The sequence below is a fragment of the Endoryza foliicola genome, from assembly GCF_050589245.1.
Taxonomy (GTDB): domain Bacteria; phylum Bacteroidota; class Bacteroidia; order Chitinophagales; family Chitinophagaceae; genus Endoryza; species Endoryza foliicola.
The window spans coordinates 385,350-406,235 of record NZ_JBOBEW010000005.1; the positions used below are offsets into that span (position 1 = coordinate 385,350).

The following is a 20,886-nucleotide window of genomic DNA, read 5'->3' on the forward strand; positions in this document are numbered from 1 at the left end:
TAACCCGTATATTTTAAAGCTATGGAAGAAAAAGAATTGAGTACCGGATTTGACATTTCAAGATTGTTTAGAAGGATTCTAAGCAATTATTTCTGGTTTTTGTTTACCATTCCGGTATTGGTAGGAGGCGCCTATTTATACCTTAAATACTCGGTGCCACTTTTCCAAGTAGTTTCCTACTTGCAAATACAACCACCCAATGAAGGTCAGAGTTTAATTGGTGGATCGCCTTTCTCTTCTTCAGGGCAGCAAGCGAACAACTTGCCCGACATGAATGGAGAAGTCTTTAAACTTCAATCTACAGCTTTATTTGAGCAAGTAGTGGATTCACTTCGATTAGACATTGAGGTATCAGCCAAAGGTAAAGTAAAGAATCAACCCATGCAGGTAGACTCGCTTCCCTTTGTAATTACTACCAAAAGAACCAATGTTCATCAATCAAGTGAAGTTTTCGATTTGCGTTTGAATAAGTCCGGATTTGAATTGGTGAGTTCCAATAAGAAAATTTCCGGGATATACGACAAGCCCTTCGTTATTAATGGCGACTCTGTTTTGTTCCAATTAAGCGATTCTGCTGCAATTGGCCAAGCATACACCTTCCAATTGAAATCGAAGAAGGAAAAAGCTGCTGAGATTCTCGGTCGATTCACTGTAGGGCCTGTTCCTAAAGGTGGAAGTGGAATGTTGCAATTAACGTTGAAAGACGAAATAACTTCAAGAGCAAAAATGATTATTGAAGTTCTCATCGATAAATACGATGGTGCAAACCAAGACTTCAAAACGAAAAGCTTAAAAAGTGAAATGGCATTTCTCGACAATCGATTAAATGCCGTTGCTCGTGAATTAGAGACTCAGGAAAATACCGTGCGTGATTTCAAAGCAAGTAATAAAATCAATAACGTGTCAGCCTCAGCTGATCAATTACTGACCAGCTTAACGGATATTGACAAGCAAAAGAATGACAATAAGTATAAAGAGACACTTCTGTCAAATATTGAGAACTACATTCGTAATCGTCCGGATGAAAAGATACAAGTAGCAGGTGTGCAAGATGGTGAACTACTTGGGCTGGTTTCTGCCTACAACGGGAAACTCACCGAAAGAGCTTCTGTACTAGCTTATGGTGCGGCTCAAGATCTTCGTTTGCCTCCAATAAATACAAAAATTGAAGATTTAAAGCGTTCTATAGAAAATCGTATCAATAGCTTGAGAGAGGAGTTAGGTACTAGCAATTCCTATCTAGCCGAAAGAGAACGTTCTACGAACTCTCGCTTTGTTACATTGCCAGAGAAAGAAAAGAATTACATCGAAGTAAACCGCCTACTGAATGTAAAACAAACACTTTATGTATTCTTGCTTCAGAGAAAAGAAGATAAGAATATTGAATTTGCATCTTCCGGATTTGGTGGTTCAAGAATAGTAGATTGGAAATTTAGCAATATGCGAGAACCAAGACCTCTGTTCATTTATGCAGGGGCATTAGGTGCTGCTATTTTGCTACCCTTGTTAATCATTGTAATTGCGTTCATTTCAAATAGGAAAATTGACAGTTTTGAAGACATTTACAAGTCTACAGCAATGCCGGTAGCGGGCGAGATTTCATATTTGCCAAAGAATAAAGAGAATATTGTTATTACTGAAGATAATGTAAGCGCTGTTGCAGAACAATTCAGAACATTAAGAACTAATTTCTTCTATTTAAGTAAACAACTTGCTAATAAAGTGGTAATGGTTACCTCGAGTATTAGTGGTGAAGGAAAGAGTTTTGTGAGTCTGAATTTGGGAAACAGCATTGCTATTTCCGGCAAGAAAATCGTGCTACTTGAGTTTGACTTGAGAAACCCGACGTTGAGCGATAAAGTTAATCTTGAAGATAAAGTTGGAATACACAATTATTTGTCGGGTGAAGTTTCAATTGAAGAGATTGTAAATCCGGTAGAAGGGTATCCCAACTTATATTTTATCAGTGCAGGAACTCCTTTAACACCAAATCCGGGTGAAATAATCTTAAGCAACAAGATGCCAACAATGTTTGAGTATCTGAGAGCCAATTTTGACTATATTATCTTAGACACCCCACCAATTGAAGCGGTATCGGATTCGCTAACGATGTCGAAATATGTAGATAGCACTTTCTACATTGTACGACATAAGTACTCCAATAAATCGTCTCTTACGTTGATCAATCAATTGTATAAAGACAAAAAGTTGCCAAATCCTGTATTGGTAATCAATGGTATTAAAGCCGGAGATGGATACAGAAACGCCTATGGATACGGGTATGGGCAGAAGGCGAAGATTAAGAAAAAGAAAGGATTTTTAAGAATAGCATCAATATTTTAACTAGATACAACAGAACTGAAAACCAGTTCTGTTGTGTTTTAACAAAACTCGACTGTGCAGTATCAATACAAGAATAATTTTATTGGCTATTTCAAGTTCTACTATCGAATTGTAGGGAAAAGAATGATCTTCTTTTTCATGCTTACAATTTTGATAAGTTTTCTTGACGGCTTGGGTTTGGCAATGTTCATACCTCTGTTGCAAAGTGTTTCAGATGCTGGCAACACAGGTGCTGCTGATACCTCATCAATGGGTGAGCTACATTATCTTGTTGACTTCATTAGGTCTATGGGATTTGAGCTTACACTAAATACTGTTTTAGGGAGCTTGATGATCTTGTTTATTGCAAAGGGGATTATGAGATTCTTTCAATTGAGTTATTATGCAGCGCTCAGACAGTATTTTATTAAAAAGGTTCGAACTCAGCTAATTGATAATTTAAATGGCATTTCGTATAACTCGTTTTTGAAGATTGAATCAGGTAGAATTCAAAATACGTTGACAGTAGATGTACAAAGACTGTTTCAGACAATGAAGTTTTACTTTGATGCATCGCAAGCATTTGTGATGTTAGCTACTTACATGTTGCTTGCATTCTTAGCGAACTACCAATTCGCAATTTTAGTTGGCGTTGGTGCCGGATTATCGAATTTGATATACAGAAGAATCTACAAAGTTACTAAGAAGGCATCGATTGCTTTGTCGAGCAAAGGAAGTGACTTTAATAGTTTTCTTGGCCAATCAACAAACTACTTTAAATACTTGAAGTCGACGAATACATTCGCGCCGTATGCAAAGAAGTTGAAGAAAGTTATTACGGAGACTGAGTTTTTAAACAGGAAGATTGGTAATATGAATGCAATTACCACAGCTGTAAAAGAGCCTATGATTGTAACGATTGTTACAATTGTAATTTTTGTTCAGATCAGGTTCATGGGCGCTAGTTTGGGTGCTATTATATTGAGTTTATTATTATTTTACCGAGCTCTTAGTTTCCTGGTTATGATTCAAAATCATTGGCAAGGATATATTGAGAATATTGGCGGAATGAATGCAGTTGCCACTTTACTTGATGAAATGGCATCATTGAAAGAAGAAAATGGGCAAACGCAATTTACCAACTTAGAAAAAGGCATCACTGTTAGCAATGTTACTTTTAAATACGGAGACAAGACCGTAATAGACAATATCAGCATTCAAATTCCACGAAGAAAAACAGTTGCATTGGTGGGAGAAAGTGGCTCTGGAAAGACGACTATGGCGAATATGATTGTTGGATTGATCAAGCCTGAGTCGGGAACTATTTATATCGACGGAACAGCTATGGATCAGTACGATCTCAATTCTTATAGAAGTACTATCGGCTATATTTCTCAAGAGTCAGTTATTTTTAGCGACTCCATTTATAATAATATCACATTCTGGGCGGAAAAAACACCTGAGAATATCGAACGTTTCAAAGAGGTGGTGAAGATTGCTTTGTTAGAAGACTTTATCAATAACCAGCCTGAACACGAAGAAACGAAACTTGGCGATAATGGAATATTGATTTCAGGGGGCCAGAGACAACGAATCTCGATTGCCCGGGAACTTTATAAAAATACCAGCATCATTGTTTTTGATGAGGCAACATCAGCACTTGACTCTGAAACTGAGAAATCAATTCAAGAGAATATTGAGAAATTGTATGGAAGTTTCACTATGATTTTAATTGCACATCGACTGTCTACCATTAAGACTGCCGACACCATATTTTTACTTGAAAAAGGAAAAATATCAGCTTCAGGTACTTTCGAAGAAATGATAGATAAGTCACCTAGGTTCAAGAAAATGGTAAGTCTCCAAGGTTTTCATTAAATATTCCAGCATTACCCTATAATAAAATTGTCATGATTCCAGTAACGAAACCTTTTTTGCCACCAGTTGAAGAATACGAAGCATTCGTAAAGGATATTTGGACGAGGCATTGGCTAACGAATAATGGCCCGTTGGTGAACGAATTAGAAATCAGAGTAAAGAATTATTTGCAAACTCCCCATTTCTTGTTTGTTAATAATGGTACGATTGCACTTCAGATGGCCATACGAGCCCTACGCTTGGAAGGTGAAGTGATCACGACTCCGTTTTCGTTTATTGCAACAACAAGTAGTTTGATGTGGGAGCGTTGTACACCGGTGTTTGTAGACATTGATCCCGATACTTTCAATATTGATCCAGAAAAAATTAGAGCCGCAATTACGCCTAAGACAACTGGTATTTTAGCTACCCATGTTTTTGGTAATCCATGTGATATAGAAGCAATTACTGAAATTGCAAAAGAATACAACTTAAAAGTAATTTATGACGCGGCACACAGCTTCGGTGTGAAATACAAAGGGCAATCGCTTTTTAATTTCGGAGACATAAGTACAACCAGCTTCCATGCAACGAAATTATTTCATACAATTGAAGGTGGCGGTGTATTTACTGTCAATGCAGAGTTGTTAAAGGAAATGGCATATGTTAGAAATTTCGGGTTTGATGGGCCGGAGAATTTCGCTACAGTGGGAATCAACGGAAAGAATTCTGAATTTCATGCTGCGATGGGCCTTGCAAACCTAAAATACATAGAAGATATTCTGAACAGAAGGAAAGATACCTACGAGTATTATTTAGAGCATCTTCAAGACAAAAATATCAAGTTTCAAAAAATAGAAAAGAATACTACCTACAATTATTCCTATTTCCCTGCAATTTTCGAGTCGGAAGAAATTCTAAAAAAAGTAGAGAATTATTGTATGATGAACTTGATTGTTCCTAGAAGGTATTTTCATCCATCACTCAATACTATTAGAATACTTTCAGGTAACAAATGTCCGATAAGTGAAGATATAGCTTCTCGCGTTTTGTGTTTGCCGATGTATCATGTGCTAAGTAAGGAAGAGACCAATTTTATCCTTCGAATCATATTGCGAGCATTGAATTACTAGTATGAAAGTTGCAATTATGCAGCCCTATTTTTTTCCATATATAGGGCAATTTAACCTTATTCTTGCGGCAGATCGTTTTCTTTTATGTGATGAAGTACAGTACATCAAGAAGGGATGGATTAACCGAAATCGGATCATTACNTATTTTTTTCCATATATAGGGCAATTTAACCTTATTCTTGCGGCAGATCGTTTTCTTTTATGTGATGAAGTACAGTACATCAAGAAGGGATGGATTAACCGAAATCGGATCATTACACAGTTGAATACTGTTGATTATATTACTGTGCCCATTCAAAAGCACAGTAGTAAAGAAATAATCAAGAATATCTATATAGCGAATGAATTGCTTTGGCAAAAAGAAATTCTAAATAAACTAAAGGCGTACACGAAAGCACCATACTACAAAGAAGTTAGTGAGCTTGTTGAGTTCGTAGTGTATTCCAAGAAAGAAACTATTGCGGAATTGAACGCTATTTGCTTTGAAACGGTGTGTAAATACCTTGATATCCCTTTTAAAATTGAATTTACTTCGTCTTTGAATATCGATTATTCATCTGTAAAACGTGTGGAAGATTGGGCTATAACTATTTCGAAAGCAGTAAGTGCTACAGAGTATTTGAACCCTCCAGGTGGCATGAGTATTTACGAAAATGAGTATTTCAAAAATGCCGGAATTGAGTTAAAATATATTAAGCCTATAACGCAAGTTTACAAGCAGTTTTCAAATACGTTTGAAGCGAATCTTTCAATAATTGATGTTTTAATGTTCAATGGAAGTAAAGGTTCAAAAGAATTGATTTCTAAATACGAAGTGATATGAGGGAATACGGTGGATACATAGAACTGGAATCAGTAGGAAATCAATGTTCCGAATATCATAGTGGAATTAGAACCAAATGTGGTAGGGCTTCGTTGAATTATATTTTAGAATCAGTAGAGGTAAAAAAGATCTACTTGCCTTATTATTGCTGCATTCGAGTATTAGATCCTGTGTGGGATAAGGCAATTCCCTATGAATTTCTCGAAATAGATCAGAATCTAGAACTCAAGGAGTTGCCCAAATTAGCAGCAGGCGAGTACCTGATTTATGTGAACTTCTTTGGAATGAAGGAAGAGTATATTTCAAAGCTAGGGAATGAATTTAAAGATCAATTAATTATTGATAATACCCAAGCCTATTTTTTCAAGAAACAAACTGAATATTGGCATTTCAATTCATGTAGGAAGTTCTTTGGTGTGCCCGACGGAAGTTATCTTTATATGCCTCATTCATATAAACTAAGCCAACCAACAAAAATAAATTCAGAGTACAAGGTAGAGCATTTATACAAACGTATATTATACAACGCACCAGCCGGATATCAGGACTACAACGCCAATGAAATGTTGTTGGATCATCGGATTGAAGATATGAGTTCTTTCAGTCGTTATCACTTGCAACACATTGACCAAGATGCTTTGGCAGCAAAAAGACTCAGCAACTTTCAAGTAGCGCATTCTATCTTAGGAAATTCGAATCGATTTGATACGTCTGCGATAAATGCCGGCCTGTATTATCCTTTTTTCCCGAGCGTATTGGTAGATAAAAAGCGCTTTTTCCAGCGGAACATATTTATATCAACGCTCTGGGGAGACCTTTTTGAACGCCCACAAACTGATCAATTTAGTTTTGAGAAGGAAATTTCAACATATCTTATACCCATTCCAATTGACCACAGATACAATGCCGCTGACATCGAACATATTTGTTCTGTTGTTTTGGAATTAATCAACACTTAACCTATGAACGCTCCTTTAGTTTCTGTATGTGTAATTACATACAATCACGAACCATTTATCAGGAACTGTCTTGATGGAATACTACAACAAAAGGTCAATTTTCCAATTGAAATTATTATTGGAGAAGATTGTTCTAAAGATGGAACAAGGTCTATTATTGAAGAGTATGTTGACAAGTATCCTGATTTATTTGTACCTATCTTTCATAACAAGAATGTAGGTGGCGCACGAAATGGTTACGAACATTGTTTTAATAAGATAAGAGGGAAGTATGTTGCCGTTTGTGAGGGGGACGATTTTTGGACGAATGCTGACAAGCTTCAAAAGCAGGTTGATTTTTTAGAAGCTCATCCAGAGTTTTCTTTTTGCTTCCACAGAATTGATGCAGTGAATGAAAAAAATGAAAAGCTGGAAGCTCAAGACACTTTTGATGGAGTAAAAGTATATAGTCCGGAGGAAGTGATTCATACGTTTATTCCTACGCTTTCGGTAGTATTCAAACATAACTTTACCAGAATTCCCGAGGAAATATATAGTGTAAAGAGCGCTGATGCATTTCTATTTGCAATGTTAGCGAAATTTGGGCCCGGCGCGGATTTAGGGTTCATGGGAGCTTCCTATAGAAAGCATTCAGGTGGGGTTTTCAATAGTTTGTCTAAATACAAACAATTGCAGCAAGCAATTGAAACAAGAAGAACGATGCTAAAATCAGAGTTTTTCGACAAGCGCATTAAAAACGAGATTAAACGTGATATTTTCACTCGCAAGAAAAAGGGATTTCTACTTCTATTGAAAGAGTTCAAACTCAGTGAAATTCCAAGCTTGTTAACCCTATAAACCTAATCTTATGTCAACAGTGTACATTCGTCCAACAGTAATTGAAGATGCAAAAGTGTCTTACAAATGGAGAAACATTCCCAGATTATGGAAATACACAGCATTCAAAACGGACAAAGAAATCACCTATGAAGTCGAAAAGGCATGGCTCGAGAAGAAGCTTGAACAAAATAATGAATTTCGATTCTCAATTTGTTTAGTTGAAAACGATCAGTACATCGGGTACATGTTCATTAACAACATAACAGAAGATGAAGGTGAAATACACACTGTAATAGGAGAGATGGCCTATTGGGGTGGCGGAAGAGCGAAAGATGCGGCTAAATTGGTTTTAGATTCTATGTTTAAAAACACGTCTGTTAAACAGATCATAACCAAAGTTAATGTGAAGAACCTTGGTGCAATTAAACTTACTTTAGACATGGGATTTGAAAAAACACACGAAGAGTTTCATCAAGAAACGGGATTCGATTTAGTGGTTTTTAGAATGACTAAAGAGTCATTCTATGAGCAATTCCCTGATTTTAAATAAAAATATATTGCGTAGAATGTTGATAACCATTTGATTTGTAGAATTGTTTTTTTAGAGATTTATGAATAATTTGTAATTAGATTCAATTGTACCCCATGATAGCTACAGAAATTAATGCTCGAGTAGCAAAAAACGAAATTTCAGAAAAAGAAGTAGCCGTGAAAAAGCTTGCCATAATGCAACCCTATTTTCTTCCGTATATCGGATACTTTCAGTTGTTTAAGGCAGCAGATGAATTTATTATTTATGATAATATTGAGTATACAAAAAAGGGCTGGATCAATAGAAATCAATTTGTTTTGAACGGGAAAACACAATTGTTCAGTATACCTCTAGAAAAATCATCTGATTATTTAGATGTAGTTCAAAAAATCATTTCTCCAGAATTCGAGAAAGAAAGGAAAAAAATTCTAGCCCAAATCCATTCAGGTTATCGAAAAGCACCAGAGTTCAAGAATGTGTATCCCTTAATGGAAGAAGTTTTCATGTATGATAATAAGAACCTTTTTGAATTCACACTGCATTCTGTGCAAAAAGTAACAGCGTTCTTAGGAATAAACATTCCCATTAAAGTATCTTCAAAATTTGATGTAGATCACAACTTAAAAGGTTCAGCAAAAGTAAGGAGCCTTGCAAAGGCAGCAAATGCTGACTACTATATTAATCCCATTGGTGGGCAGTGCTTGTACAGTGTTGATGAATTCAAAGCAGATGGAATTGACTTGAAATTTCATAATTATCGACCTATACCATATACTCAAGTTGATGTAAGTGAATTTATATCACATATGTCAATAATTGATGTGTTGATGAATAATTCGCCCCAGCAAGTTCAAGTTCATTTACAATCATATGAAGTGCTTTAATTGAACCTCGTTAGTTGACACATTTTCCCCACATTTTTATATTAATAATTCTACCCTAAACCTAAATTAATTTTAGTATGCTTACACAAGAAGAATTTCATGATGAAATCAAAGACCGTGGTTGGGTTCATTTCAAAGGTGTTCTAAGTAGCGAATTTGTTGACGCATTGAATGAAGGAATGGACATTGCCTATCAAAATTGCCGTAATGTTCAAGTTCAGAATGGAGTTGACGTTAACACCGATGGAACAGTTCACCATTTACTAGGTCAACATGAGGTTTTTTTGGAGTTTATCAAAAAGCTCCCATTGCATGACTATATGAAAACCTTTTTCGGTATTCCTTATATTGTAAACGGATTTGGAGGTGTTATTAATCTACCTCACAAAGCCTCTTATGTATGTAATATTCATAGAGATATTAGAACATTCTATACCTTACCCATGATGATAAACATGTTGGTAATGTTAGATGACTTTACACTGGAGAATGGAGCCACCTATTTCTTGTCCGGGTCAAATAAAAAAGATGAGCGCCCTACAGATGAAGATTTTTACGCAAAATCTGAAAGAGCTGTAGGAAAAGCCGGAGATATCATACTTTTTGACTCTCTGGTTTGGCATGCAGCCGGAAAAAACACTACTGAAAAAATTAGAAGAGCCCTAACATTGACTTATTCCAGACCTTTCATGAAGCAACAGTTGGATTATCCACGTGCTTTAGGTTACGATAGAGGAGAGGAATTCGCAGAAGATGTTAGGCAAGTACTTGGGTATAATTCACGCGTACCTTCGAACCTAAGCGAATGGTACCAACCACCTGCTAAAAGATTTTACAAACCAGGCCAAGGTTAATTATATGAATAGCTACTATTTAAGGGAAATTGAAAAGCGTGACATTGGGCAAATTAATACTTGGCGCAATGATCGTTCTATAATTGAACTATTGGGCAATAATTTCATCTATATTGCGAATGACCTAGATGAAGCATGGTATGAAAACTATGTAGCCAATAGGGCTAGTGCAAAGCGTTTTTCAATTATTTGTCAAGATTCAGATCTCTTTATTGGAAATGTTCAGTTAACCTCCATACATCCCATTAACAAATCTGCCGAATTTTCAATTGTAATTGGCAATAAAGACTATTGGAGTAAAGGGGCCGGAAGATTTGCAACAAAAGAAGCACTCCGCCATGGGTTTCAAGATCTGAATTTAAACAGAATTTGGCTTACTGTATTGGATACTAATTCCCGCGCTATTCATCTCTATCAATCATTGGGTTTTGTAGCGGAAGGTATACAAAGAGAGGCGTTGTACAAAAATGGCGCCTACTGTAATCTTATGTTTATGTCTATTTTGGCGAAAGAGTACTTCTCCAAAAATTCTTAAAATTATGTCCACTAGCCTTAATAATGGTGCAGCAGAGGAGTCAATTCCACTGCTTTCTGTTTGTATTGTTACTTATAATCACGAAAAGTACATTCGTCAATGTCTTGATTCTGCTTTAGCACAGCAAACCAACTTTCCTTTTGAAATAATAATTGGTGAAGATTGCTCTAAAGATGCTACGAGGGCCATCATTCAAGAGTTTGAGCAACATTATCCGGAAACGATAGTCCCAATATATCATGACAGGAATGTTGGTGCAGCACGGAATAATTTTGAATTTGTATTTGGTAAAGCAAGAGGAAAATATTTAGCGATTTTGGATGGTGATGATTATTGGACTGATCACCAAAAATTACAAAAGCAAGTAGACTATTTGGAGGCTCATCCAGAAACTTCGTTTTGCTTTCACAGAAGTGATTCTGTAGATGATGATGGTAAATTAATTGAGACCGGCGTTCGCAGTGAGGCGATTACGGTGCACAATTGGAAAGATGTATTCCACATTTTCATACCCACATTATCTGTAGTATGCAGAAATCATTTTGCAAGTATTCCTCCAGAAATGTTGGTTACCAAAAGTGGTGATGCATTTATTTTTGCGATTCTTAGCGGATATGGCAATGCTGCTGATTTGGGTTTTGTAGGTTCCGCATATAGAGTTCACGGTGGTGGAACCTATTCTTCAAAATCGCAAGTGGACCGATTTATTCAGACAATCGAAAATCGAAAGTTAATGAGAAGTGCAAGTTGCTTTTCTGAGCTTCAGAAGCGGGAACTTACCATTGAAATCAAGAAACGCAAATCAACTTATACAAAACAGTTTATTAAGAAAGGGCAGATTATCAATGCTCTTAAAATTATTCTTACTTAATCAAAAAATGATGATTACTGTAATTACACCCACATATAACAGAGCCGAATTGGTACAAGCGACCATTAAAAGTGTATTAGCGCAGTCTTATACTGACTGGGAACTTGTTTTGGTTGATGATGGTTCAACTGATAATACCGAAGAAGCTATTCAACATTTTCTTTCCGATAAGAGAATAAGCTATCATAAAAAGCACAATAGCGGACAAGCTGATAGTTTGAATTATGGAGTAGCCAGAGCAAAAGGTGAGTTCATTGTATTTTTGGATTCGGATGATGAAGCTTATCCGAATTGGCTAGAAACTGTAGTAAAGGAAATAACGCCAGAACTAGGCGTTTTAAGCGTTGGTGCAATCCGTAAGTTCAGTGATGGTTCAACAATTGAAGAGGGAATGAATGTATTCCATTTATTTGGAGAGTCAATTAAACTAAAATTTACTTGTGGTTCTTTCTTTATTCGAAAGGAGGTTTTTGATGCAGTGGGTGGATATGATATTAGTTTGAATTCTAATATACAAACCGATTTGGGTTACCGAATATTAGCGCATTTAAGAAAGGTGAATTTGCATTATAAAGTGGTGCCTGGCTACCTGATGCAGATCAATGTTCACTTAGGTGAAAGAATTCGAACGAATTGGAATCGCCGAAGAGAAGGAGGGATGAAGTTCTTAAAAAAGCATTACGACTTTCTTTATCAGTACGACAAAAAGGAAATCTCAAATATTTATGCTGCAATTGCATTTTCTAGTCATAAACTTAGATTGAAGAAAGAAGCAGTTGGGTTGTTGCTAAAAGCAATACAGCACAATCCATTTAGATTTATTAACTATTTACGCGTTGTTCGTTACGCTATATCTTAAACAATACCCAACATGTCTGATACTGTTTGTGCTGTTATTGTAACATATAACAGAATTGATACTTTGAAAACTGCCTTACAACACATTCTGGATCAAAACAAAGTTCCGGAACGAATAATTATTGTTGACAACAATAGTACAGATGGCACAATTGATTATTTAAGAACACTCGAGGGACATGCAATTGTTCATCCAATGTATTTGCCTTCGAATGTTGGATCAGCTGGCGCTATTGCAGCTGCTATGAAAGAAGGAATTAAGAATGGTAAATTCGACTATTTCTGGATTCTTGATGATGATACTTTCTATGAGAAAAATGCATTAAACGAGCTACTCGATAACATGCATAAAACTGATTTTGCAATGATCGGTCTTCATGGTGCTCATATAAAGTTTGGCAGAAAAATTATGGTATCGGATGATGCACCACTTACTCAAGTAGATTATTCTTTAATAGACGGTTCATTGATCAAAACTGAGGCTATTGAAAAATCGGGAGTGGTAGATGAACGCTTTTTTATGATGTGTGATGATCATGAATACAGTTTGCGGCTTCGTCAGAATGGATTCAAGATTGGCGTATTGAAAAATGGGGCAGACAACCGCTTGTACTTGGGTGGCCATGGTAGTTTTACTCGTGCCACCCTTTGGAGAGGATATTATTCTGCACGAAATCATATGTTGATCATCCGGAAATATTTTTCAATTCCAAATTTACTTGCTTATATCTGGATGCAGATCAAGTTGTTAACAGCAGCAGCACTATTTGCTCCAGACCGCTTCAAAAGAGTTCGGTACCGCTTGAAAGGAATTTGGCATGGGATCAGAGGAATTGGTGGTAGAACATTGGATCCCGGTACATTGGAGTTTGACATGAAAAACAGAATGTAATTCTATTGTTAATTTATTAAGGATATTTTAAGGTGTTCTGATTTTTCGTGAAGTTTAGCCATGTTTGGCGCAAAATTCCGTAAACGAACCATCAGTAACCTTAAACTAATATACAAAGCGGGGATATTAAAAACCCTCTTTATATTGTTTTCTTTCACAGGTTCAGCTGAAGAAATTGATGTTGAATGGAAAGGTCGACATGTTTACATTAGAAAACGTTCTAGTGATTTCATGGTGTTTCGACAAATTTTCATCAATGAACAGTACGCGATTCGAGAATTACCTGAAAAAAGCAGTGTTAAAAACATAATTGATCTCGGCTCCAACATTGGATTATCGGTCGAATATTTTAAGATGCGTTTTCCGAATGCACGAATTATTGCAGTGGAACCCGAATCCGAGAATTTCAAACAACTCCTGAAAAATACACAACAGTTCGAAAATATTATATGTCTCAATAGAGCTATATGGAATTCAGAAACTGTTCTGAATATTGCTGATGAAGGAATGGGTAATTACGGATACATGACTGTTGAAGGTTCTGAGCATACCATCCAACGTATTTCGACTACAACCATTCCAACAATTATGCGAGAGTATTCAATCGATTTTATCGATATTCTCAAAATAGATATTGAGGGTGCAGAAGTTTCATTGTTCAAAGACAATTACACTGAATGGCTTTCAAAAACCGGTTGCATTATAATTGAACTTCACGATTGGGTTAAGCCAGGATGTGCTGAAGTTTTTTTCAAAGCACTTTCTAATTATCACTATAATTTCTCTTATAAAGGGGAAAGTGTGGTCATCAATCTTATACACTCATAAGTTAATTCACTCAGGTTATTATGAACGATATACAGGTCGACAATAAGTCGGCCCTTACTGTTTTATTCGTAATCGATTCGCTTGAAATTGGCGGTGCAGAGCAAAGCTTGTTTGAAAATCTACGCAGATTTAATAGTGTAAAGCCTATTGTTTGTCACTTATACAAGGGTGAGACTTTAAAATCATCGTTTGAAAAAGAAGGAATCACAGTTTATTCGCTTAATGTTTCAGGCAAATATGGTTTTATCGAAGCAACAAAGAAACTTACAAAAATAGTTCGGGAAACCAAGCCTCAAGGTTTGGTCGCCTATTTAACACGTTCAGAACTGGTTTCCAGGTATGTTGCAAAGAAACTAAAAATACCTGTTTTCGGAACATTCGTAAGTGATTTGTACTCGAACGAATACAATAGAAAACTAAGTGCAAAAGCACGAGTACTGGTAACGATATTTAAAAAAATCAATCGATATACAGCCCAATACTGTCGTGGTTTCATCGCAAATTCTGAAAGCACGAAAAAGATTAATTGCATACATCTGAATGTGGAACCGGAAAAGGTTGTAGTGATCAATAGAGGAAGAGACGGGTCAAGATTTCATTTCCATAATAATCGACTTAATTCGGAGCGAATAAAGCTAATAAGCGTCGGCAGGCTTGTAGGTGTAAAAGGACATCAAGATTTGATTCGAGCTGTTGCAGTGGAACGTGAACAAGGTCGCTCCTTTGAATTAGATATTGCGGGTGAAGGACCGGAGCGATTATCATTGGAAAAACTGATTAGTGAATTGAACCTAAATGAGGTGGTACGTTTATTAGGGAGTCGTAAAGATATACCGGAATTAGTTCAAGAGTACGACGCCTTCTTTTTCGGGTCGCACAGTGAAGGATTTAGTGGGTCTGTAGTTGAAGCAATGATGGCCGGGCTGCCGGTTATTGTAAGTAATATCCCGGTAAACAAAGAAGTAGTTACACATTTAGAAACAGGATATATTTTTGAAAAGGGATCCATTGAAAGTGCGGCCAAGGCTCTTGAATGGTTAAACTCAAATAAGCAAGAGGCCTTAAAGATGGCTGAGAAAGCAAATCAAATTGCTAGAGAACGTTTCGAATTAAATACAATCGCAAAGGAGTTTGAGTCGTACTTGCTCCAACAATTACAATAATGAAGATTCTACAGTTGGTTCAGAAGCCTCAAATGCGAGGTGCGGAGATGTTTGCTTCGCAGCTTTCTACCCACATTAATACATTAGGTCACGAAGCTCAATTGGTGTTCATTTATCCCGGTGAAGCACCATTGCCTTTTTCTGGTAAAAAGCATCATATCTACGGACATTCAAAAAAGAAGTTCTTTGATATTGCTGCTTGGAAAAGACTTGCAGCGATAATAAAAGCAGAAAAGCCGGATATTATACAGGCTAATGCCGGAGATACTTTAAAATATGCTGTTTTTTCTAAACTGATCTTTCGTTGGAAACAGCCAATTGTGTTCAGAAACGCAAGTACGATCAGCCTTTATATAAAATCAAGTTCTGCTAAACTTCTGAATGGCTTTTTCTTTTCTTTCTGCAAAAAAATTATATCGGTAAGTCATTTGTCTGCAAAAGATTTCAAGGCTTTGTATCCAAAATTTACCAATCGAACTGTTGTGATTCCTGTTGGTATTGATTCGATAGAAAAGCTACAATCGGACGAAAAATTGACTGGTGAGCCCGCTATTTTGCATGTGGGTGGATTTAGCTTTGAGAAAAACCATCGTGAACTCATTTCAATATTTGAACTTTTTCTTAGAACATACCCGAAAGCTCAACTGCACTTAGTGGGAGATGGACCATTGAAAAATTCGATTGAAAAGTTGGTTAACGAAAAGAATTTAGAAGCCTGCGTTCATTTCTACGGTTTTAGAAAAGATGCACCTGTTTTTATGCAAAAGGCCGATTGCCTCGTATTGCCGAGTGTAATTGAAGGATTACCAGGGGTTATTTTAGAAGCTTTTGCATGTTCGCTTCCTGTAGTCGCAAACGATGTGGGCGGAATTCATGAAATCGTTAGGAACAAGGAAACCGGCTTTTTAGTAGCAAAAGGTGATATCAACGCTTTCTGTGAGGCCATGGTACAACAGGTTGCTAGCCCTAATGCTCTAATGAAGGAAAAAGCACTGAATTTGGTCAATAACGAATATCAGAACAATAAAATAGCGGAAAAATTTATCATAGAATACAGAAATCTATTGTAAATCATTGACTTATTCTTTGAAAAGTAGTAATTATGTCCCCAACTGAAAAAAACTATTTGAGAGTGAAAACTTCAAGTAATCAATCGAAAATACCGGTATTGCACATTATCAAGTCTCTTGGTAGAGGCGGTGCCGAAATATTGCTTCCCGAAACCTTGCGTAAACATGATAAAGAGAAGTATGAATTTCACTATATCTATTTTCTTCCTTGGAAGAATCAAGTGGTAGGTGAAATTGAAAAGGAGGGAGGGAAAGTAATCTGTATTCCTGCAAAGAATAATCTGGAGATCTTTTTGAGAGCAAGAAAAATAGCTGCCTATGTAAAAGAGCATAAGATTCAATTGATCCATTGTCACTTACCTTGGGCCGGAATTGTTGGTCGCTTAGTAGGAAGATTAACAAAGGTTCCGGTTGTATACACAGAACACAACAAATGGGAGCGTTATCATAAACTCACTTATTTCTTGAATAAGTTCAGTTTTGCCAGTCAGGAAACAGTAATTGCTGTTTCGGGTGAAGTTGCTCAATCAATTAAAAGTCACTACAAAGGGTCTAAGCCAAATGTTACCGTTGTAATGAATGGAATTGATACAGATAAGTATTCACCACAACAAGCAGGAGCGCTAAACGTGCGTGAACAACTTAAAATACCTGTTGACGCTCCGGTTATTGGAATTGCATGTGTTTTCAGAGCACAGAAAAGATTGACTACCTGGGTGTCTATTGCAGCAGAGATTCGTGCACAAATTCCCAATGCCCATTTCATAGTAGTAGGCGATGGAATTTTGAGAGAAGAAGTATTCAAGAAAGCGAAAGAACTTAATACAGAGAATTACCTTCACTTTGTAGGCCTCCAAACAGAAACACGTCCATATTTTAAAGCCATGGACATCTTTATGATGAGTTCTGAGTTTGAAGGACTGCCGATAGCAATGCTGGAGGCAATGAGTATGGGTTGTATGCCCGCATGTACTGCCGCAGGTGGTATAGGCGAAGTTGTAAAAGATGGATTGAATGGCATTTTAGTACCTGTTCATGAACCAATGAAACTATCAACAGAAATCATTGAATTATTAAACAATAGCGAAGAACTTAATAAACGCAAAAAGGCCGCCCAAAAAACCGTGATTGATTCATTTAGTATGACAAAGATGGTGGGTGAGCTTGAGGACATCTATTCAAATGTTCTATAACTAATTAATTTATTTTACTGTGATTGGAGCTTTCATACTTCTTATTGTGATTTACGCTTGTACCATTCCAATTCTCAATGGAATGCGCAAGAAGTTTTCTTGGTTCGATGTGAGTTTGATGCAAAAACTGTTTTGGTATCACGTCCTCTTTTTTCTGATCTATTATATTTTTGCACTATACAGCCCTTCAGATTCAAAAGGCTATTTTTCAAGACCTCAAGTTGCATTAGATGGTTGGCTTGAAATTTATGACACCGGTACTCCATTTATTGACTTCCTGGGCTATCCATTTATTGTAAAGTTTGGATTCAGTTATGAAATGATGATGTTATTGTTTTCTTGGTTAGGATACTGGGGCTTCGTATACTTTTATATATTCTTCAAAGAAAATGTAAAACATAAGCATACTTTTTATGGTAAAGATTTAATTACCATATTTATATTCCTTCCTAATATGCACTATTGGACTGCGTCGTTAGGAAAAGGTTCAATCATCTTCTGGGGGCTGGCACTCACCACTTATGGTATCAGCAATATCTCGAAAAGAAAGTTCTCCATTTTTCTCGGAATGCTGATTGTTTATCAAGTAAGGCCCCACGTGTTTTTTGTAATGTTAGGTGCAATATTGGTAGGCTTCTTTACAGGTCGGCAGAAAGTGCCTTTTTACCAGAAAATGATTGTATTGCTTGCCGGTACAGCTACCTTGATCTTGATGTATGATAAAATTCTGGCGTTTGCTAACCTGGATGGAGATAATGTATTTGAAAGTTTCGATGCACTATCTAGTCACAGGGCACAGGAGTTAGCAAAATCTAATTCTGGTATTGATATTTCTAATTACCCTTTAATTTTTAAGTTTTTTACCTTTTGGTATCGTCCTTTGTTTATTGATAGTCCGGGGCCTGTTGGTCTCTTAGTAAGTTTTGAAAACATGTTTTACCTGGCACTTACTGTGCGCCTCTTTAAAGGTAGATTCCTTGGATTTTTTGCAAAAAGTGATGCACTTGTGAAAACAAGTGCCGTTATGTTCTTGGGGATTTCTTTTGCGTTATCTGGAACACTATCGAACCTGGGTATTATTATTCGCCAGAAAAGTATGGTAATGTATTATTTCCTGTTTATTATCTTGGCTTTCCTGGAGTATAAAAAAGTGCTACAAGAGAATAAAAAGAACTCTGAAGCAGCGCCAGTGGATACGGAATTGGAAGTTCCAAACAACATTCAACTAACTCAATAAAACGTACACATATGAGCGGTATTTTCACCATTTCTTTAGATTTCGAACTCCACTGGGGAGTTTTTGATAAGAAGGATCGGAATCAAAGAGAAACTTGTTATCGTAACACACTGAATTTGGTTCCTCGAATGCTGGAAGCATTTGCTAAATATGATGTTCATGTAACTTGGGCTACCGTTGGAAGTATGTTTGTTAACAACGAATCTGAATGGAATGCCATTAAACCCAAAGTTGAGCCTGAGTATGAAATCGAAAAATATTCAGCCTACGATTTCGCTAGAAAAAATGGCCTCGCTGATGGTTATCGTTGGGCACATTTTGCTCCGGACATGGTTGCTGAAATATTAAAATATCCAGGGCAAGAATTGGGCACCCATACTTTTAGTCACTATTACTGCTTAGAAAAGCAACGTAATAATGATGCGTTCAATGCAGACCTAATGGCTGCCGCAAGAGCATCGGCGCCATATAACACCCCTATGCTTTCATTGGTATTTCCAAGAAATCAATTCAATCCGGAATACCTGAGAACTTGCACCAAAAATGGCATTTTAACTGTTCGTTCAAATCCTTCCGATTGGTTCTGGAGTCCGGTTACCAATAAGGGAGCCAATTTAACTAGGAAAATTGCAAGAACTTTGGACGCATATGTAAAAGTGAGCAGTCACAGAACATCTTATCCACTGAGTTCGATCAAAATTACGGAAGGAGAACCTCTTCAATTGCCGGCGAGTAGATTTCTCAGACCATGGAGAGACAAATATCAATTTGCCAATGGGTTGCGCATTCGCAGGCTTTGTGCAGAAATGAAAGAGGCTGCTCAAAAAAATGAAGTGTATCATTTGTGGTGGCATCCGGAAAATTTTGGCGATCACCCGGAACAAAATATGCAAAGTTTGAAAGTGTTGCTAGAGCAATATCAAAAGTTAAAGGCAAAATACGGTATGCAGAGTTGGTCGATGGGAGAGTATGCTCAACATTTGATTCCAGAACGCTACCAAGCACGTTTGAAACAACCGGTAGTTTTACAAAATGAGGCAGTGTAACCCATGATTATACGTTCGGCAACTGACCAAGATCACGAAGGAATAATTGATTTACTCCGCGATTCCCTAGGTGAATCAACGATACCAAAGTCGGCAGCTCTTTGGCAATGGAAACATCAGAATAGTCCATTTGGGCCATCCTATGTATTGGTTGCCGAAGAAGAAGGCAAACTATTAGGCCTTAGGGCCTTCATGCGTTGGCAATGGCACCGAGACGGCAAGATATACAGCACCATTCGCGCAGTTGATACAGCAACGCATCCCGCTCATCAAGGGAAGGGTATTTTTAAAAAATTGACACTCCAGCAAGCGCAACTTTGCAAAAATGATGGAGTACAATTTGTTTTTAATACCCCCAATGATCAGAGCCGACCAGGATACCTTAAAATGGGGTGGGTAGCTCAGGGGAAAATGCCTTTGAAGATTAAAGCAATTCAACCGATTCAAACAATTGTAGGAAAACTCCAGAAAGTAGATAAATATAACGATGAGACCACACCTGTATGGAATCAAAAATGGACTTTTTCACTGTTTGACTTGGTAAATCAATATAAACCGGATGCCAATCGATTAACAACGGTTCTGAGTCCTGATTATATTTCATGGAGGTATGCCAATAATCCGTTGTTCAAATACCAATTTTTCACCGATTATAAGAATTACATTATAATCACTAGAATCAAGAATTACGGCTTTGCAAGAGAGCTCAGGATTGCGGATTTCATCTTATTGAATCCAACTGCAAAAAAAGAAATTAACAAACACATTAAACAGGAACTTGGCCAATTTGTGAAAGAAGCAAAGATCTCTTTTGTATCCATGTCGGGCCAGCAATACAAAATAAATGCGGCCTATTTAAAGTGGATGGGACTACTACCTTCCTTGCAAATTGGGCCAATAGTTACTTTGAAAGATTTGAACATGCATGAACAATTCCCCAATTTATTGAAAATTAAAAACTGGGGATATTCTTTGGGTGATATGGAACTCTTTTAAAGCCGATTTTGAAA

Annotated in this window: 20 protein-coding genes; all 20 read left to right on the top strand. The window is 36.9% G+C overall.

All coding sequences use genetic code 11. The features are described 5' to 3' along the window. Positions 1 to 21: 21 nt before the first annotated feature. Complete coding sequence (locus tag ACQ2HE_RS13970; protein WP_430895832.1) at positions 22 to 2,343, top strand: exopolysaccharide transport family protein; 2,322 nt, start codon at positions 22 to 24, stop codon at positions 2,341 to 2,343. Positions 2,344 to 2,397: 54 nt separating this feature from the next. Beyond that, on the top strand, positions 2,398 to 4,200 hold the full coding sequence (locus tag ACQ2HE_RS13975) for an ABC transporter ATP-binding protein (RefSeq protein ID WP_430895831.1): 1,803 nt from the start codon (positions 2,398 to 2,400) through the stop codon (positions 4,198 to 4,200). A gap of 32 nt (positions 4,201 to 4,232) precedes the next feature. After that, positions 4,233 to 5,312, top strand: coding sequence for a DegT/DnrJ/EryC1/StrS family aminotransferase (locus ACQ2HE_RS13980; RefSeq protein ID WP_430895830.1), 1,080 nt, complete (start codon positions 4,233 to 4,235; stop codon positions 5,310 to 5,312). 16 nt (positions 5,313 to 5,328) lie between these two features. Further along, positions 5,329 to 6,135 carry a WbqC family protein gene (locus tag ACQ2HE_RS13985; protein WP_430902460.1) on the top strand — a complete coding sequence of 269 codons (807 nt, stop codon included), beginning with the start codon at positions 5,329 to 5,331 and terminating at the stop codon, positions 6,133 to 6,135. Next, positions 6,132 to 7,094, top strand: coding sequence for a hypothetical protein (locus ACQ2HE_RS13990; protein WP_430895828.1), 963 nt, complete (start codon positions 6,132 to 6,134; stop codon positions 7,092 to 7,094). The genes ACQ2HE_RS13985 and ACQ2HE_RS13990 overlap by 4 nt, the downstream gene beginning before the upstream one ends. Before the next feature lie 3 nt (positions 7,095 to 7,097). Continuing rightward, positions 7,098 to 7,931, top strand: a complete 834-nt coding sequence (locus tag ACQ2HE_RS13995; protein WP_430895827.1) for a glycosyltransferase family 2 protein — start codon at positions 7,098 to 7,100, stop codon at positions 7,929 to 7,931. 10 nt (positions 7,932 to 7,941) lie between these two features. Next, positions 7,942 to 8,463, top strand: a complete 522-nt coding sequence (locus tag ACQ2HE_RS14000) for a GNAT family N-acetyltransferase (RefSeq protein WP_430895826.1) — start codon at positions 7,942 to 7,944, stop codon at positions 8,461 to 8,463. A 95-nt stretch (positions 8,464 to 8,558) separates the two neighbouring features. After that, the gene (locus tag ACQ2HE_RS14005; protein ID WP_430895825.1) at positions 8,559 to 9,329 is read left to right on the top strand and encodes a WbqC family protein; all 771 of its coding nucleotides are present in this window, start codon (positions 8,559 to 8,561) and stop codon (positions 9,327 to 9,329) included. Positions 9,330 to 9,406: 77 nt separating this feature from the next. Continuing rightward, positions 9,407 to 10,183 (top strand): phytanoyl-CoA dioxygenase family protein, encoded by a 777-nt coding sequence (locus tag ACQ2HE_RS14010; RefSeq protein ID WP_430895824.1) that lies wholly within the window; start codon positions 9,407 to 9,409, stop codon positions 10,181 to 10,183. 4 nt (positions 10,184 to 10,187) lie between these two features. Further along, positions 10,188 to 10,718: a GNAT family N-acetyltransferase gene (locus tag ACQ2HE_RS14015; protein ID WP_430895823.1), complete on the top strand. Its 531-nt coding sequence runs from the start codon at positions 10,188 to 10,190 to the stop codon at positions 10,716 to 10,718. Positions 10,719 to 10,722: 4 nt separating this feature from the next. After that, positions 10,723 to 11,589 (top strand): glycosyltransferase family 2 protein, encoded by an 867-nt coding sequence (locus ACQ2HE_RS14020; RefSeq protein ID WP_430895822.1) that lies wholly within the window; start codon positions 10,723 to 10,725, stop codon positions 11,587 to 11,589. A 7-nt stretch (positions 11,590 to 11,596) separates the two neighbouring features. Beyond that, complete coding sequence (locus ACQ2HE_RS14025) at positions 11,597 to 12,448, top strand: glycosyltransferase family 2 protein (protein WP_430895821.1); 852 nt, start codon at positions 11,597 to 11,599, stop codon at positions 12,446 to 12,448. A gap of 12 nt (positions 12,449 to 12,460) precedes the next feature. Then, a complete protein-coding gene (locus ACQ2HE_RS14030; RefSeq protein WP_430895820.1) occupies positions 12,461 to 13,339 on the top strand; it encodes a glycosyltransferase in 879 nt (292 codons plus the stop codon). A gap of 60 nt (positions 13,340 to 13,399) precedes the next feature. Further along, a complete protein-coding gene (locus tag ACQ2HE_RS14035) occupies positions 13,400 to 14,167 on the top strand; it encodes an FkbM family methyltransferase (RefSeq protein ID WP_430895819.1) in 768 nt (255 codons plus the stop codon). A 20-nt stretch (positions 14,168 to 14,187) separates the two neighbouring features. Beyond that, positions 14,188 to 15,330, top strand: coding sequence for a glycosyltransferase (locus tag ACQ2HE_RS14040; RefSeq protein WP_430895818.1), 1,143 nt, complete (start codon positions 14,188 to 14,190; stop codon positions 15,328 to 15,330). Continuing rightward, the gene (locus tag ACQ2HE_RS14045) at positions 15,330 to 16,400 is read left to right on the top strand and encodes a glycosyltransferase (protein WP_430895817.1); all 1,071 of its coding nucleotides are present in this window, start codon (positions 15,330 to 15,332) and stop codon (positions 16,398 to 16,400) included. The genes ACQ2HE_RS14040 and ACQ2HE_RS14045 overlap by 1 nt, the downstream gene beginning before the upstream one ends. Before the next feature lie 62 nt (positions 16,401 to 16,462). Beyond that, complete coding sequence (locus ACQ2HE_RS14050) at positions 16,463 to 17,593, top strand: glycosyltransferase (RefSeq protein ID WP_430895816.1); 1,131 nt, start codon at positions 16,463 to 16,465, stop codon at positions 17,591 to 17,593. A 118-nt stretch (positions 17,594 to 17,711) separates the two neighbouring features. After that, positions 17,712 to 18,830, top strand: a complete 1,119-nt coding sequence (locus ACQ2HE_RS14055) for a hypothetical protein (protein WP_430895815.1) — start codon at positions 17,712 to 17,714, stop codon at positions 18,828 to 18,830. A gap of 11 nt (positions 18,831 to 18,841) precedes the next feature. Continuing rightward, positions 18,842 to 19,876: a polysaccharide deacetylase family protein gene (locus tag ACQ2HE_RS14060; protein ID WP_430895814.1), complete on the top strand. Its 1,035-nt coding sequence runs from the start codon at positions 18,842 to 18,844 to the stop codon at positions 19,874 to 19,876. Positions 19,877 to 19,879: 3 nt separating this feature from the next. After that, positions 19,880 to 20,872 (top strand): GNAT family N-acetyltransferase, encoded by a 993-nt coding sequence (locus tag ACQ2HE_RS14065; RefSeq protein ID WP_430895812.1) that lies wholly within the window; start codon positions 19,880 to 19,882, stop codon positions 20,870 to 20,872. Positions 20,873 to 20,886 lie beyond the last annotated feature (14 nt).

Bases quoted from the DNA above. Each gene is read 5' to 3' on its own strand.
- ACQ2HE_RS13970 (WP_430895832.1), top strand. From the start codon at position 22: ATGGAAGAAAAAGAATTGAGTACCGGATTTGACATTTCAAGATTGTTT.
- ACQ2HE_RS13980 (WP_430895830.1), top strand. From the start codon at position 4,233: ATGATTCCAGTAACGAAACCTTTTTTGCCACCAGTTGAAGAATACGAA.
- ACQ2HE_RS13990 (WP_430895828.1), top strand. From the start codon at position 6,132: ATGAGGGAATACGGTGGATACATAGAACTGGAATCAGTAGGAAATCAA.
- ACQ2HE_RS13995 (WP_430895827.1), top strand. From the start codon at position 7,098: ATGAACGCTCCTTTAGTTTCTGTATGTGTAATTACATACAATCACGAA.
- ACQ2HE_RS14000 (WP_430895826.1), top strand. From the start codon at position 7,942: ATGTCAACAGTGTACATTCGTCCAACAGTAATTGAAGATGCAAAAGTG.
- ACQ2HE_RS14005 (WP_430895825.1), top strand. From the start codon at position 8,559: ATGATAGCTACAGAAATTAATGCTCGAGTAGCAAAAAACGAAATTTCA.
- ACQ2HE_RS14010 (WP_430895824.1), top strand. From the start codon at position 9,407: ATGCTTACACAAGAAGAATTTCATGATGAAATCAAAGACCGTGGTTGG.
- ACQ2HE_RS14015 (WP_430895823.1), top strand. From the start codon at position 10,188: ATGAATAGCTACTATTTAAGGGAAATTGAAAAGCGTGACATTGGGCAA.
- ACQ2HE_RS14020 (WP_430895822.1), top strand. From the start codon at position 10,723: ATGTCCACTAGCCTTAATAATGGTGCAGCAGAGGAGTCAATTCCACTG.
- ACQ2HE_RS14025 (WP_430895821.1), top strand. From the start codon at position 11,597: ATGATGATTACTGTAATTACACCCACATATAACAGAGCCGAATTGGTA.
- ACQ2HE_RS14030 (WP_430895820.1), top strand. From the start codon at position 12,461: ATGTCTGATACTGTTTGTGCTGTTATTGTAACATATAACAGAATTGAT.
- ACQ2HE_RS14035 (WP_430895819.1), top strand. From the start codon at position 13,400: ATGTTTGGCGCAAAATTCCGTAAACGAACCATCAGTAACCTTAAACTA.
- ACQ2HE_RS14040 (WP_430895818.1), top strand. From the start codon at position 14,188: ATGAACGATATACAGGTCGACAATAAGTCGGCCCTTACTGTTTTATTC.
- ACQ2HE_RS14045 (WP_430895817.1), top strand. From the start codon at position 15,330: ATGAAGATTCTACAGTTGGTTCAGAAGCCTCAAATGCGAGGTGCGGAG.
- ACQ2HE_RS14055 (WP_430895815.1), top strand. From the start codon at position 17,712: ATGCAAAAACTGTTTTGGTATCACGTCCTCTTTTTTCTGATCTATTAT.
- ACQ2HE_RS14060 (WP_430895814.1), top strand. From the start codon at position 18,842: ATGAGCGGTATTTTCACCATTTCTTTAGATTTCGAACTCCACTGGGGA.
- ACQ2HE_RS14065 (WP_430895812.1), top strand. From the start codon at position 19,880: ATGATTATACGTTCGGCAACTGACCAAGATCACGAAGGAATAATTGAT.